The sequence below is a fragment of the Aliidiomarina sp. genome, assembly GCF_022565475.1.
GTDB lineage: Bacteria > Pseudomonadota > Gammaproteobacteria > Enterobacterales > Alteromonadaceae > Aliidiomarina.
Window position 1 is genome coordinate 1 of the sequence record NZ_JAIUMR010000020.1, and the last position, 14,298, is coordinate 14,298.

Here is a 14,298-nt window from a genome sequence, read left to right on the forward strand (position 1 = left end):
ACGAGCGAAACCGTTAACCAGCGCTTGCCTCGACTTTTCTTGAGCCGCCAAGACCAGAACGCGAAGGAAAAGCCTGCGTTGACCGCCAAGAGCGCGAGGGGAAGAACGTACCCCCACCTCTGCCCCAGACCATTCAGTACGGTGAGGGAGGCGCATACGAGGAACACAACCAGGGGATTGATCCGTGTGCTTGCGATGTTCCACGACTTGTTCACTCTTCTTCTAACCTCTTCATCAGGTTGGCATCTCACCTCTGAGTTGACAGAATCCGTATCCTCCTTCTAGGTTGTGTGCCTAACGCATTGCTCACCGGAAAATGACGAGCGCCAGCGAGTTATTTTTCCGGTGCAGTAACTTGTTAGCAGCAAACACCGAACTTTCGCGGCCACGCGATGTTGACCGAAGCCGCTGCACCCATAAGTTAAAAACATCCAGGTACATTACAACGATAACGCATCAATACGACCAACGAGCTTTGGGTTTTATGAATTGTAAATTTATACACTTTTATTCCGACAGCCGCTGCACTTTGCGTTCCAGCTCTTGAATTTGTAGCTCAAGAGCTTCAACCTTTGTCTCAAGGTTTGCTCGAGTTTTACCATTTTTCAATTTAGCTCTTATCCAATCTGGTAAATCAAATAGCTCAATTAAGCACATAAACACTATTATTGCAGCAACAAAACTTACCAATTCCCACATTTGAAAACTCCGTTTGTCTGTATAACTTAACTATGAAGCGACCTGCTAACGCCCGAAATAACCGGCGTGCTTTAGCGCGTCCGGCGCCGAAGGCGCGTAGTTTATTGACTTGTTATCTTCTTCCGTGATTCCCCACAAGAATACCGTTCACGCTTAAATCCTCATCTAACTGAGGCCAGTGGATACCCTCTCCGTCACCCAGTATCTCCCAATCTTTAAGCTGTGACTCTGTTGCATTGGATAATGAAGGAAACCAGGTCAGCGGTACCGAAATGGTGCGTCCATCAACGAGCTCTACAATAAGAGAGTCCGTATCAAAGCTGACCGATTGTGCAAGGGGATGATGTTCAACTGCTAAAGTAGCCATTCCAAGCCTCCAAAAACGTATCTCTATTTTCGACCACCAGTTGCTCGAGTTTTCTCAACTCTTTTGGCGCAAACCGAGTAGAACTAGCCAGAGCCACTGGTTTCAACCAGAATTTCGCAAGCATCTTCTCACGCTGAATATGAATATGGGCGGGTTCTGCGTTCTCGTTACTATAAAAGAAGAAGCGGTACGGCCCTAATCGTAAAATTGTCGGCATGTTTAAAGATTATCCTAGAAGAGTCCTAACGCCAAATTGAAGATAACATTTGAATACTAAGCATGCCGCGTGTATTCAGGATAAAAAACGGCTTGTGGAGTCGATGAATACTGAGGATTTCAAGAACGACTCCCTGTGTTCATTAGACACAATATGCGCATGCTCATTTGCATTCGTATGCTTGCTTATTATTTATTCCATAGGGTAGACCATAAACGGCTTCCAGAATTATGGCAAGTTGATATTGTGCAGTCTGTGCTGCAGATATACGGCCACTTATGATGAACCTTTTATCCTATCCAATGGACTGATGGTGCCGGCATAATGCTGTCCAATAACATGTGTGTATATTTGAGTCGTTTTTACGTCGTTGTGGCCAAGCAACTCTTGAACTGTTCGAATATCACAGCCATTTTGCAGCAAATGCGTTGCAAATGAGTGGCGAAATGTATGGCAATTCACCTTTTTATGGACCCCAGCGGCAAAAACTGCCGGCTTCAATGCCTTTCTAATAACGCTATCATGTAAATGGTGTCGACAAAGCTCCCCAGTAATTGGGTGTGCACACAACCCTGGCGATGGGAAAATGAACATCCACCCCGGACTTTTATAAGCACTCGGATACTTCCGAGCTAAAGCCACCGGCATAGAGGGGCCAACACCGCATTCATTATCTTTTCGCTGAACTTCAAGCGCAGCAGTTATTAACTCGATTAGAGGCGCAACAAGGTGCTGGCTGAGGATACTTTGTCGATCTTTATTTCCTTTGCCACCTCGGATGTTAACGGCAAAGGTCTTCAAACAAATATCTTGCACACGCAAGGCAAGACACTCGTTTACCCGCAAACCGCTGCCATAAAGCATTTCTACGATTGTTTTGTTACGCCCATCAAGCTTGTTCAATATCTTTAAGACTTCCTCCGGTGTTAGAACAATCGGCAGACTACGTGGCTTTTGTGCTAGCTTAAAATCAAACTCGCCCAAATCTTGCTTTAACACCTTGTGATACATAAAGACCACGGCATTCAATGCAACTTTTTGAGTGTTAACAGCGACATAACGCTCACAAGCAAGCCATGACAAGAATGACTTAACCTGTTCAGCCCCCATATCACTTGGGTGCTTCAAGTTATGAAAGCGAATGTATTGGCGGATCCAGTATAAGTAAGATTTCTCAGTACGAAGAGAGTACCCGCGTAAACGCATTTCTGAGCGAAGCATTTCCATAAATGGGCTTTGAGGCATAATTTAACATCCGGTGTTTGATATCCCTTATTAAATTAGTGCATTTTTCAAGCATCTGCATGCTCACTTTACTGGGCAATGGCGCACGTTATCACCTTGCCGAGTGGACTGAAGCAGTCTATGGTTAACGAACTTAACAAAAAGTAAGCGGCAATATGATTACCGAAATAGCAATAAACAGGCATGCACGGTTTTAAGTTAGCTAATGCAGGGAACGCGTGATGAAATATTCAGTATCCATAAGCCCTCCCAGCGTTTTTTACCTTTCAATACACCGTGCATGCGCAGTATTCAAATGTTAGACGCACTAGGAAATATTCAGATGATTCGAGAGTATTCGCCAGCAGATATTAGTCAAGTCTTAGAGGTTTGGCTAACAGCCTCAATCAAAGCACATAGTTTCATTGCCCCTGATTTTTGGGAGTCAAAGATCAATGATATGCGTGATGTATACATCCCCGCATCGGAGACATTCATCTTTGAGTCAAAGAAAAAAGTGGTCGGATTCTTTTGCCTCTACGGAGACATTTTAGCGGCAATCTTCGTGACCCCAGAATTACAGGGTAGTGGTATAGGAACCGCTTTGCTTAATGATGCTAAGAACAGACGGAAAAGCTTGCAGCTCACTGTTTACAAAGAAAATATTCGAAGCATTGGTTTCTATGAAAAGCATGGATTCACTTGTGTTGGTGAACAAAAAGACGAGCACACCAGTCACTCTGAGATTATTATGGAGTTTCACTCGTAACATGTCGCCGCAGTGCCTGACCTTTGGCTGCCAAGCTCATGTTTTAGCGCTTTATTGCGGGTTGCAGGCAGCGTTAGAGTGGCAATGATAGAAAGCAGAGGAATAAATGAATATTAACGAAAGCTCAGTTCTGAAAGTCTCAAAGGAAATTGAGATCCATGCACCGGTTGAGGAGGTATGGAACATCCAGACGAACATTAATGAGTGGAACGAATGGCAGCCAGATATTTCTGAAGCTAGGTTAACTTCGGGCCTTGAGACAGGTGGAACATTTGTTTGGAAGTCGGGTGGATTCAAACTTATCTCTAGAATCGGCAAGATTTCGGAAAACGAATTCTTCGGCTGGACCGGCAGAGGCTTTGGGGCTTCGGCAATCCATATTTGGGAGTTCAAGCAACTGGAGAACGGAAACACTTTACTGCGAACCAGAGAGTCCATGGACGGCTGGTTGGTAAGGTTGTTGAAGGGGATGATGCATAAGAAGCTCAATGACTCGCTCGACACCTGGTTAAACTCTTTAAAACAAGAAGCGGAGTCCCGGTAGGTGCTGTCTAACAAGGCCATCAAATTCACTCCCTGCGGTCGCCGGACGCTCGTTCCTCGCGCCGTTTATGGCTAGCGTTAGCATAGCTACATATCAGAGGTTTACATGAATCAGAAAAACAAACACCAAGCCGTAAATTACACCCTTGGTATTGCTGGGTTTGCAACTTTAATTGCTTTGCTAAAGTCTGTGACTCAGTCAAAAGCACTGACAGCTATGGTTTTGGTGGGCGCAGTTTCTGTAATAACCTTTTTCTATTTTCTCGTAAATTCAAGTAGTGCGTAAAGCAACGGCTAATAAGACGCTTTAGCAACCATCGCAGTCTGCCCTACCCGACACTTCACTCACTTAATTCGACCATTCACTGAGAAAACGAATGACACAAGGTCTATTCGCGCCATAATAGTTCCATCAAGTCACTCAACGCCAAAGCGAATGCAAAAACTCACAACAAAAGAAAAATTAGTCGCGTTTTCCGGCCTTGCTTTGATCAGCGCGAGTATTACCTTCGTCGACTGGTGGCAGCGCGGAAAAGGTGGAACACCGGAAGCGCTCCTGGCAGGGGGCATAGCGATAGCGCTGCTATTTTGGCTACCCTTGACGCTGGCTGGGTATTTGCTTGGGAAATTCGGGCAACAATCCGTATGGCGCGAGCTGCCGCTCTGGGTTTTCAGCTTCTATGTCGGCTACCGACTATGGGCGGTGGCACTCGAGCAAATCTATCCAGGCTTTCAATTTAGCGCGTTAGAACTCTTTTTCATTTGCCTTCCTTGGTCGCTCGGCACCTATATTGTTTACCGGGCTTATGACGCCTATAAATCGCTGCAAGCGGAGCGGCTGCTGCGAAAACAAGCGGAGCTCAATCAATTACGACAAACCTTACAGCCGCACTTTTTGTTTAATAGCTTGAATACACTGTCCGCGTTTATTGCATCCGATCCCGTCAAAGCAGAACAACTAACGCAGGACCTAGCGGCGGTACTTCGACAAGTTCTCGAAACTGACAAATCCAATGCGATAAGCCTAAAACACGAGCTGTTGGTGCTGCAAAAGTGGTTGAATATTGAGGAGGCACGTTTAGGTGATGATCTAAAGGTAACCTTTGATATCGATGAAGCCGCACTTGACGCCAAGTTACCGCCTTTTATTCTCCAGCCTCTCTTGGAAAACGCGATTAAGCACAGCACACAACGACCGATCGTGATCGTCGTCAGTTGTCGACTTCACGACGACATGTTGTGCCTGAAAGTGAGTGACCACGGCTCAGGTTTTCCGGACGCAGTACTTAATTCGCAACATGCAATCCAACACGTTCCTGGCGTTGGACTCAGCACAACGCTGCAGCGTATCGCCCTGCTTCCGGGATCGCAGTTTCGGCTCAGTAACGGCCCCGCTCCATACGGTGCTGTCGTTGATATCAAACTCGCAGTTGAAAGGGAATGAGACGATGCATAAACGCCTGATGATAGTCGACGATGAGCAAGCGGCCCGCTTGAAACTGCAGCAACTGTTAAGCCATTTGCCGCAATGGCAGGTCGTTGCTGAACTGAACTCTGGCGAGGCTTTACTGCAAAAGCTCAAAGAAACCGATGCGGAAGTCGTGCTGCTTGATATCAACATGACCGGAATCAATGGCATCGAGGTGTTGCAACAATTGAACGAACAGGGTTTCGCGGGTGAAGTCATTTTTGTGACCGCTTACAGCAGCCATGCGGTTGCTGCTTTCGATGCCGCTGCTGCCGATTACATTCTTAAACCTATTAATGCGAGTCGATTACAACTCGCATTAGAGCGGGCTGAGCAAAAGTTATCTGCAAAGCAACGAAGCCAAGAGCCGCAAGAGTTAGTTAGTCACGTCGGCCAGCGGGTTCGAACGGTCCGAATGGATTCCATTGACGCCATCGTGACTCGTAACGGTGTACAGGAGGCGTGGTGTGGTGATCAGGCGTATCCGCTCAGCACGACCCTGCGCGATCTTGAGGCTGAGCTGCCTGAACATTTCTTGCGGGTCCATCGCGCCGCGATTGTAAACCGCTACCGACTTGCTGAAGCTGAGCGCTGGCTGAATGGTCGTTTACTACTCCGTTTCGTCCAATCCAAATTGGAGGTGCTCACCAGTCGTAATGGAGCACGCCAACTTAAAAAGCATTTAAAAATGTAGCACTGACCAACCGATAAAAAGGAAGATTTCATGAAAAATTTAATGACGTTACTTCTTGTAGCGGGGACTCTTGCGGCCTGCAGTCCAGCAGATGCTCCGGATATTCACACAAAGTTAATTGATGACGGTGAATCTCATCCGCTCGTAATCTTGCTAGGTGGATCCGAGGGCGGTAACTACTTTGCGAATTCTGACTTTGACGACATATTGCGCGAGTATCACGAATATGGCATGTCAGTGGCGGCCATGGGCTATTTTCGTACCGAGAACACACCGCGCAGCGCCGCAGAAATATCCCTCAATGTGATTGACCAGCGGATTGCTGCGTTAGCCCGAAACCCAGCGATTAATGAAAACTGCATTGCCCTCGTCGGCTTTTCGAAAGGAGCGGAACTTGCTTTGTTGTTGGGCAGTCATTTCGACACGGCGACGCAAGTCGTGGCTGCTTTCCCCAGCCACGTGACATGGAACGCGGTGCGCACCCCAATGAGTCGCTCAAGTTGGCGTTTACATGGCGAGCCACTGGCATATATCAACGCTCCGCTGTTCTCGTTAACCATGCAATCCGGTAACTTCACTGGCGAATTCGTCAAAGCATTTACCAATGCCCTCGAAAAGGCCTCGCCTGAAGAAATTGCGCGAGCCCAGATTCCGGTCGAAAATATTAATGGGCCGGTGCTTTTGGTATCAGGAAAACAAGACGAAATTTGGCCATCGCACCTAATGGCCAATGCAATTGAGGCCCGTCTGGAAAAATCTGGATTTGCCCACCCAGTCAAACATATTGCCAATGAGGGTGGGCATTACAGTTACGATTCTAAAACCTCAGAACAAGTATTGCGTTTCTTACAAAACACACTGGTCGAACACTGCCACCAGGGCGCTGGCTAGCAGCGCAGACACGAAAAAGTCACGCGCGAATGCCTAGCCATCACTCTTAGGTTCAACCGTATCATTCGCTTCCACCGCCTCTGGCGCATGCCGCGTGACTTCATCGCCTGACAGTAGAATGGCGAGCCAGCGAGTGCTGGGGTTTTCTTCAAAGCCAATTTTCACCGCCATGGTAAGTGGCACTGAGAGCAACATGCCGACTGGGCCGAGTAACCAGCCCCAGAAAAGTAAGCTGAGGAAGACAACGAGGGTCGACAGGCCAAGGCCTCGTCCCATCATGCGGGGTTCGATAATATTGCCCATGAACACATTTACCACCACGTACCAGATCGCAACGACGCCAGCCATGACGGGGTGGAACTGAATGAGTGCCATCAGCACAGCCGGAACAGCGGCAATAATCGAACCGATATTTGGAATGTAATTAAACAAAAACGCGATTACAGCCCAGAGTACATAATGGTCGAGCCCCATTAACCACAAACCAAAACCGACCACGATACCAGTGACTAAACTAATGATGGTTTTCAATGCTAAGTACTTGTTTATCGCCATTAACAAGTTACTCATCTGCGACATTTTTTTCTCAGGGCTGGGAAACGCCATTTGAATTTTCTTCGGCATCAGCGCGGCTTCACCGAGCATAAACGCGACGATCAACAGGATCAAAATGGTGTTGGTCATCATATTGCCGACACTCGACAACAGGTTCACCGACAAAGACAAAATCCGTGACGGGTCGAGTTGTTGCTGCAGTAATTCTTGATTCAAATGAATGTTAAAGCGCTCAGCGAAAGTCACTAAATCACTAAACTGCTCGGTTAATTTAACGCGGTATTCGGGAAGCTTGGCGGTGAACTCAGTCAGCGACTGAATAATTAAACCGGTCAATCCAAAGCCAACGACGAAGATAAAAACGAAAATCGCCACAATCGCGACTGCGGTTGGCAGGTTTTTCATGCGGAACCAAAAAATAACCGGCTGGAAAATAATCGCAATAAATAAGGCCAGCAGAAACGGTACGACAATTACTGTCGCAGTCTTAATGCCAGCTAAGACCACAATAATCGCCGCAAATACCACAAAAAACCGACTAATCGACGGCCAACGTTCGTCCACTAGGTGTGAACTCGCCGCCTTTTTGTCATCCGCCATGCTATTTTCTCCGTATGAATAATTCCTGCTAAACTAAAAACATACGTGATCACGGGCATTTCAGCAATCTCCGTTTTCGTTGCAATCCATGAGCGGCAAGAGGAACGAAGGATGAAAATATTAATGACCGGCGGAACGGGCCTCATCGGTTCCTGTTTTATTCAGCGTTATTCTGAACGTTACGACTTTACTGTGCTTGCCCGTAAACCCCAAGCAGCTGCGCGAAAGCTCGGCTCGAATGCCCGTATTCTTACTAGCTTAAGTGAACTGGATAACCTTGACCCATTCGATGCGGTGATCAATCTAGCCGGAGAACCGATTGCTGACAAACGCTGGACCGCAGCGCAAAAAGAACGCATTCAGACAAGTCGCTGGCAGACGACACAAAAGCTCGTTTCGCTGATGCAAGCATCGGCGCAGCCACCACGCGTATTCATATCCGGATCAGCGATTGGATACTATGGGCGTCAAGGTCAAGAGCCCGTGACCGAAACACGTGGCGTCCCGCACAATGAATTTAGTCATGAGCTGTGTGCACGTTGGGAGCAAATTGCTAATTCAGCAGCAAGTACTGACACCCGAGTTTGCTTATTACGCACCGGTGTCGTACTAGCAAAACATGGTGGCGCGCTAAAGAAAATGTTACCGCCGTTCTATTTTGGTCTCGGCGGGCCTATCGGCAACGGCAAGCAAATGATGTCCTGGATTCATTTACACGATATGGTCGCCGCGATTGAGTTCTTATTAACCCACGACGACTGTGCTGGAGCCTACAATTTGACTGCACCAACGCCAGTCAGTAATGAAGTGTTCAGTAAAACCATTGGTCAAGTGCTTGGCCGCCCAACCTTTATGCGGGTGCCCGGCGCTGTTTTACGCCTAGTCTTTGGTGAAATGGCCGACGACCTGCTCCTCCATGGTCAAGCGGTACTGCCAGAACGACTCGGCCAAGCTGGCTATAAGTTTCAATATGCAGAACTTGAACCGGCGCTGCAAAACCTCTTAAAAAACGCATAAAAAAAGCAGCGGTTGCTTAGAGCGCCCGCTGCTTCCCTGTCGCCTTCGCTGCAGTTTTAACTTAACTTGCGAATCAACTGACCTGTGCTTTGGCGCAGCATCCGCCAGCACACCGACCAGCCCAATAGCGCAACCACACCGGCACCCAGTAATGGCCCAAGCACCCAGAAACGCCAATGCAGCGTCGCTGGCATGTTGAACACTTGCGTCTGCAAGACGTAGATCGAGACTTCCATGGCGAGCGTTGCGATCAGGCCCGCCAATGCACCAAGGACGATAAACTCGTAACTCACCGCTTGGGTCAGCAACTTCGATTTTGCCCCCAAGGTTCGCAGAATCACCAGCTCTTGCTGCCGCTCTTCTAACGACGCCTGAACTTGTGCAATCAACACTAGCCCGCCAGCGGCGATGACCAAGACCATCACGAAGGTGATCGCCAACGATACATGGTTAATGACATCGCGCACTTGTTGGAGAATGTCTTCCACATCAATCAAGCTGGCCTGCGGAAAATCGCGGAACAGTTGATAAAGTTCAGGGCGACGATCCGGCGCCAAGTAGAAACTGGCAATGTAGGTTGCTGGCATCTCGGCAATCAACTCGGGACTGAAAATCATGAAGAAATTGGGCTGCATGGTGTTCCAATCAACATCACGAATATTGGTCACCGGCACGGTAAACTCGTTGCCACCAACGCGGAAACTGAGTTCATCACCTAAACCAATGTTAATCCGTTCAGCGACCTGCGATTCCACCGACACGCCTGCTTCACCGGGCTCAAACCAACGTCCGGCACGAATGGTGTTCTCCGCCGGTAAGTCGCGCTGCCAGGTAAGCTGCAATTCGCGGCCAAAGCCTTCGCGATACTCACTGTCATCGCGCTCTTCTTTCGTCACTTCGTCGCGGACTGGCGTACCGTTAATTGCAATCAATCGTCCCGGTATAATCGGATATAACTGTGTTGCCCGAATCGACTCGCGCTCAAACATGGCTTGCATGGGCTCAACTTGATGACTCGCGACATTGACCACGAAGTAGTTTGGCGCATCGTCCGGCAATTGCCCGCGCCAATCTTCTAGTAACTCATGACGCAGTGCCAACACCAGCAAAAACAGCATAACCGCGACCGAAAAGCTAAGCATTTGTAAGCTATTCTCACGCGAACGACGCTGCATACCGGCCATGGCTAAGCGCCAACTACTGCCCGCCTGCATCCCCGCTTGACGACTTGCACGAATAAATAGCCGGCTAATACCAAGCAGTATCAACATAGCGAGTATGCCGCCAATAAACAGTGCAAACGAGAGGATCATGCTGCCACTGTAAATCACCATCAGCAGGAACACTGTTCCACCTGCAAGTGCCCAATGGAGCCAGCGCGAAAGCCCTGACGCGGTCAGCTCACGGCGTAATACTCGCAGTGGTGGCACTTTCATGAGGCGTAATAACGGATACAAACTGAACATGACTGCACACAGCAAACCGGTGCCGATCGCGAGCAGATACGGGCCATTGCCGGCCGCAGGTAAGTCGTAGCCCAGCTGCGCGCTGACGTACCAACTCACCACTGCTTGCAAGATGATGCCAAGCAGCACCCCTAGCGCCACACTTGCAGCCGTCAGTAGGAACAAATGCAATGAGAAAATTCGGGCAATTAAACGCGTACGACCGCCTAACGTTTTCATCACTGCGACCGCGTCGTAGTTGCGTTGCGCATAGCGCTGTGCAGCGACAGCCACGGCCGTGGCTGCAAGCACCACGCCCAGCAGGCTCGCTAGCAACATAAACTGTTCAGCTCGGGTCAGCGCAGCCGACAACGGCGAATCACCGTCTTGAATGTTTTGCCAGCGCTGGGTAACCGGATCAAGTTGCGGTCGTAGCCAGCTTTCAAAGCGTTGCAACGCTTGCGGCTCGCCAGCAAAAAGATAATTGTAGTTGACCCGACTGCCGGGTTGAATAAGTCCTGTTGCGGCAAGATCGTCATTGTGAATCAGAACGGTTGGACTGTCAGTAAAGACGCTAAAGCCGGAATCCGGTTCGTGGCTCAGTACTTGCGTGACGATGAAGGTCATGTCACCGACTTCCAACGAATCACCGAGCGCCAAACCGAGCTGCTGGAACAAGGAGCCTTGCACCCATGTTTCGCCGGACGCAGGCAAGCCGTCGGCAACAACACCCTGAGTAAACGGCTCTTCGGCAATTTCTAAATGGCCGCGAAGCGGATAACCATCAGTGACGGCTTTGACATCCACAAGTGCCATATCGCCGTTGGCAAACGCCATTGAGTTAAAGGTAATCCGGCGCGCACTGGCAACGCCCTCTTCGTCTGCGCGTTGCAGCCATTCATTCGGTATCTCACCGCCGCGACTGCGGAGGACGCGATCAGCGGCAAGAAACTCAGCGCTGCGCTCCATTAGACCAGCCTGCAAGCGCTCGCTGAACATTGACAAAGACAATACCGCACAGACCGCTAAAACAAGCGCGGCGGCCATAATGGTCAATTCACCTCGGCGCAACTCGTGTTTCAACAAGCGCCAAGAAATTTTATGCCACATGCGCTTGCTCCAGAATCCGTCCGTCTTCAATTCGTAAAATCCGGTCACACCGTTGCGCTAGCTTCTCGTCATGGGTGACCATGATTAATGTGGTGCCAAATTCTCGATTCAGCTCGAATAAAAGTTCTTCGACTCGTGCGCCGGTTTTACTATCCAGGTTTCCGGTCGGCTCATCGGCGAATAGAATCTGTGGTTTACCAATAAATGCACGAGCGATAGCAACACGCTGCTGCTCACCACCAGACAATTGGTTCGGGTAATGGGTCAAGCGTTCACCGAGTCCGACTTTGCCTAAGAGCTCGCGCGCCTGTTCTTCAGGCTTCTTCGTGCCGGCCAACTCTGCAGGTAACATGACGTTTTCTAGCGCAGTCAAACTTTGAATCAAAAGGAAGGATTGGAAAATGAAGCCGATTTTCTCGCCGCGCAAAATAGCGCGTTGTTCCTCATCCAAATCGTTCAGTTTTACGTTATCAATGTAGATTTCACCCGTCGAGGGCAAGTCCAGACCGGCAAGCAACGACAGCAAGGTCGACTTACCAGAACCGGATGCACCAACAATCGCAACCGCTTCGCCAGCCTCAATGGCTACACTTAAAGTCGACAAAATTTGCAATTCACCGGCAGTCGTCGCAACATTGCGAGAAATAGATTTAGCTTCAATTAGGGACATATGAATAGTCAATTCCTTTTCAAATCGAACACGGTTAGCGCTTGGCTAAAAACTAGCAGAGCATTCATTCTCATTGTGGTGAGTTTGCTACTTGCCATGCAATCGTTTCATGTACGCAGTGATGACCGAAATGTATCACTGCTTATTCTTGGTGACAGTTTAAGTGCCGGTTATGGTATTGCCGAAGCCGACGGCTGGGTCGCCGAAATTTCACGCCATTGGCAGCTCAACTATCCACAACTGTCTGTGATTAATGCCAGTATTAGTGGCGAAACTACCTCTGGCGGACTAGCACGCTTAGAATCACTCCTCGAGCGTCATCAACCGGACATGGTGTTTATTGAGCTTGGTGGCAACGATGGTTTGCGCGGTTTCAATCTCAATACAATGGAAAACAATTTACGGGAGATGATTACAATTCTCCAGTCCAGAAACGTCCAAGTGGCCTTGAGTGAGGTTGAAATACCACCGAACTTAGGGCGGCGCTACACCACCCTGTTCCGCGAAGTATTCCCGCGGGTGGCCAACGACTTCGACATTCCGTTAGTGCCGTTCTTTATGCGTGAGGTTGCGCTCAATCCTGACTACATGCAAAACGATGGCATTCACCCTAACCTCGCAGCTCAGCCGGTCATCGCCGACTTGATGGAGCCGAAGTTACGAGCGCTACTCAAAGAGCATGCCCTATGATTTACTACTTGAGCTTGGGCAGTAATATCGAGCCAGAGCAGCATATCCGACGTGCTCTCGAGCAGTTATGCCAACAGTTCACTGCCGCGATTGTGTTTCCGGTGTTGCGCACACAACCCTGCGCAATTCACTCACAACATAGTTTCTTGAATACTATCGCGATTATCGTCACCGACTGGACGGCAGCTGAATTGAAAACTTGGCTCAATCAACTCGAAGAGCAACATGGCCGCGACCGTAACGACCCACTGCGCAGTGAAAAAGATCGAACACTGGACATTGATATTCTGGCGGCACAAAACGAGTTTCAGTGGCTTAGTGCCGATCAATTCGAAGAACCATACATTCGTGCATCGTTTACTGCTCTGCAAAACGCCGAAAGCAATACGGTCGCGCTGGAGCTCGGTGAGCAGTCCTTAGGTCACCGAGCGGCCACCATCTACACGCACAATAGCAGCGGTCATGTACTCGTTGTCGAGGATAGCCTCGATGGCCTTTTGCAGTGCTTCGAAACCGCCCTCCACCGGCAACAGCGTCTCGCTTAAAACTTGCTGCTGTTCACTCGAGGAATGTTCCGGCAAAAACTTAATCGGGCCCGGCTGAATCGCGTTGACGCGCACTTTCGGCGCAAGTTGCTTGGCGAAGCTTAACATTAAATTCTCCAACCCAGCTTTGGTCGAACAATACAGCGCATAATCAGCGTTCGGATTGCTGGCATAAATATCCGTCACATGAATAATATTCGCGGTTGGCCGAATCGTCTTGCTGAATAAATCACGCAAACCATAATTAATAAGCGCCGGAAACTTCATGTGAATGCGATAGAGGTCGTCATAAAATGACGCCATGTCCTCGACGTGAGCCTGATCTTTTTCGTAAATCGACGCGTTGTGCAGCACAAAATCAAGGTGATCATAACGGCTTTGAATGGTCGCGATGCTTTGCTCGACGCTGTCTTGGTTCAACGCATTACAGGTAATGACATCCAAGGACAAATCCGTTTCCGCCAATGCGGCAAGCTCACCAATTCGACTCCGTGACAGTGCAACTACGTGCCAACCTTGAGCTAATAAGCAGCGTGTCATATGCAAACCCAAGCGGCGGCCTGCTCCGGTAATCAATGCGATCGGTTTTGTCATGCTGAACCATCCTCGAAACTTTCACTGTGTATAGGCAAAGCTTAACGGAAAAGTGACGTGATGCGATCAAAACAAAGAAAATATTTGTGGAATTAGAGAGAGTAAAACTGAAATGGCTAGTAAATGGCGTCCCCTAGGGGATTCGAACCCCTGTTACCGCCGTGAAAGGGCGGTGTCCTAGGCCTCTAGACGAAGGGGAC

General features: G+C 49.0%; 17 protein-coding genes, 1 tRNA gene and 1 pseudogene. 9 read left to right on the top strand and 10 right to left on the bottom strand.

Annotation, left to right across the window (positions count from 1 at the left end):
• The 5 genes from LAT77_RS12180 to LAT77_RS12200 form a co-directional block, all read right to left on the bottom strand.
• On the bottom strand, positions 1–215 hold a 215-nt coding region (locus tag LAT77_RS12180; RefSeq protein ID WP_290564840.1), incomplete at its 3' end, for a hypothetical protein.
• Between the two features lie 292 nt (positions 216–507).
• On the bottom strand, positions 508–699 hold the full coding sequence (locus LAT77_RS12185; RefSeq protein WP_290564841.1) for a hypothetical protein: 192 nt from the start codon (positions 697–699) through the stop codon (positions 508–510).
• Between the two features lie 112 nt (positions 700–811).
• Positions 812–1,066: a DUF2442 domain-containing protein gene (locus LAT77_RS12190; RefSeq protein ID WP_228582958.1), complete on the bottom strand. Its 255-nt coding sequence runs from the start codon at positions 1,064–1,066 to the stop codon at positions 812–814.
• Positions 1,047–1,283: a DUF4160 domain-containing protein gene (locus LAT77_RS12195; RefSeq protein ID WP_290564842.1), complete on the bottom strand. Its 237-nt coding sequence runs from the start codon at positions 1,281–1,283 to the stop codon at positions 1,047–1,049. The genes LAT77_RS12190 and LAT77_RS12195 overlap by 20 nt, the downstream gene beginning before the upstream one ends.
• A gap of 276 nt (positions 1,284–1,559) precedes the next feature.
• Positions 1,560–2,531 (bottom strand): integron integrase, encoded by a 972-nt coding sequence (locus LAT77_RS12200; RefSeq protein WP_290564855.1) that lies wholly within the window; start codon positions 2,529–2,531, stop codon positions 1,560–1,562.
• A gap of 319 nt (positions 2,532–2,850) precedes the next feature.
• On the opposite strand from LAT77_RS12200, the gene LAT77_RS12205 reads away from it, so the two are divergent.
• From LAT77_RS12205 to LAT77_RS12230, 6 genes are all read left to right on the top strand, one after another.
• Positions 2,851–3,276 carry an N-acetyltransferase gene (locus tag LAT77_RS12205; protein ID WP_290564843.1) on the top strand — a complete coding sequence of 142 codons (426 nt, stop codon included), beginning with the start codon at positions 2,851–2,853 and terminating at the stop codon, positions 3,274–3,276.
• 106 nt (positions 3,277–3,382) lie between these two features.
• Positions 3,383–3,820, top strand: coding sequence for an SRPBCC family protein (locus tag LAT77_RS12210; RefSeq protein WP_290564844.1), 438 nt, complete (start codon positions 3,383–3,385; stop codon positions 3,818–3,820).
• A gap of 105 nt (positions 3,821–3,925) precedes the next feature.
• Complete coding sequence (locus LAT77_RS12215) at positions 3,926–4,105, top strand: hypothetical protein (RefSeq protein ID WP_290564845.1); 180 nt, start codon at positions 3,926–3,928, stop codon at positions 4,103–4,105.
• A 150-nt stretch (positions 4,106–4,255) separates the two neighbouring features.
• Positions 4,256–5,263 (top strand): sensor histidine kinase, encoded by a 1,008-nt coding sequence (locus LAT77_RS12220; protein ID WP_290564846.1) that lies wholly within the window; start codon positions 4,256–4,258, stop codon positions 5,261–5,263.
• A gap of 4 nt (positions 5,264–5,267) precedes the next feature.
• On the top strand, positions 5,268–5,981 hold the full coding sequence (locus LAT77_RS12225; protein WP_290564847.1) for a LytTR family DNA-binding domain-containing protein: 714 nt from the start codon (positions 5,268–5,270) through the stop codon (positions 5,979–5,981).
• Between the two features lie 30 nt (positions 5,982–6,011).
• A complete protein-coding gene (locus LAT77_RS12230) occupies positions 6,012–6,872 on the top strand; it encodes an acyl-CoA thioester hydrolase/BAAT C-terminal domain-containing protein (RefSeq protein ID WP_290564848.1) in 861 nt (286 codons plus the stop codon).
• A 33-nt stretch (positions 6,873–6,905) separates the two neighbouring features.
• Here the strand turns inward: LAT77_RS12230 and LAT77_RS12235 are convergent, their stop codons facing one another.
• Positions 6,906–8,027: an AI-2E family transporter gene (locus LAT77_RS12235; protein WP_290564849.1), complete on the bottom strand. Its 1,122-nt coding sequence runs from the start codon at positions 8,025–8,027 to the stop codon at positions 6,906–6,908.
• Between the two features lie 111 nt (positions 8,028–8,138).
• Between LAT77_RS12235 and LAT77_RS12240 the strand changes: the two genes are divergently transcribed.
• A complete protein-coding gene (locus LAT77_RS12240; protein ID WP_290564850.1) occupies positions 8,139–9,044 on the top strand; it encodes a TIGR01777 family oxidoreductase in 906 nt (301 codons plus the stop codon).
• Positions 9,045–9,100: 56 nt separating this feature from the next.
• Here the strand turns inward: LAT77_RS12240 and LAT77_RS12245 are convergent, their stop codons facing one another.
• The gene (locus tag LAT77_RS12245) at positions 9,101–11,599 is read right to left on the bottom strand and encodes an FtsX-like permease family protein (protein ID WP_290564851.1); all 2,499 of its coding nucleotides are present in this window, start codon (positions 11,597–11,599) and stop codon (positions 9,101–9,103) included.
• Positions 11,589–12,269 carry an ABC transporter ATP-binding protein gene (locus LAT77_RS12250; protein WP_290564852.1) on the bottom strand — a complete coding sequence of 227 codons (681 nt, stop codon included), beginning with the start codon at positions 12,267–12,269 and terminating at the stop codon, positions 11,589–11,591. Before LAT77_RS12250 ends, LAT77_RS12245 begins: the two co-directional genes overlap by 11 nt.
• On the opposite strand from LAT77_RS12250, the gene LAT77_RS12255 reads away from it, so the two are divergent.
• Together LAT77_RS12255 and folK are read left to right on the top strand one after the other, a co-directional pair.
• Positions 12,270–12,959 carry an arylesterase gene (locus LAT77_RS12255; RefSeq protein WP_290564853.1) on the top strand — a complete coding sequence of 230 codons (690 nt, stop codon included), beginning with the start codon at positions 12,270–12,272 and terminating at the stop codon, positions 12,957–12,959.
• Positions 12,956–13,252, top strand: a pseudogene (gene folK, locus LAT77_RS12260) (2-amino-4-hydroxy-6-hydroxymethyldihydropteridine diphosphokinase); the annotation flags it as partial. The gene LAT77_RS12255 and the pseudogene folK, both read left to right, overlap by 4 nt.
• 123 nt (positions 13,253–13,375) lie before the next feature.
• Here the strand turns inward: folK and LAT77_RS12265 are convergent.
• Both LAT77_RS12265 and LAT77_RS12270 read right to left on the bottom strand, forming a co-directional pair.
• Positions 13,376–14,098, bottom strand: coding sequence for an SDR family oxidoreductase (locus LAT77_RS12265; protein ID WP_290564854.1), 723 nt, complete (start codon positions 14,096–14,098; stop codon positions 13,376–13,378).
• 124 nt (positions 14,099–14,222) lie between these two features.
• Positions 14,223–14,298 (bottom strand) — tRNA-Glu (locus LAT77_RS12270).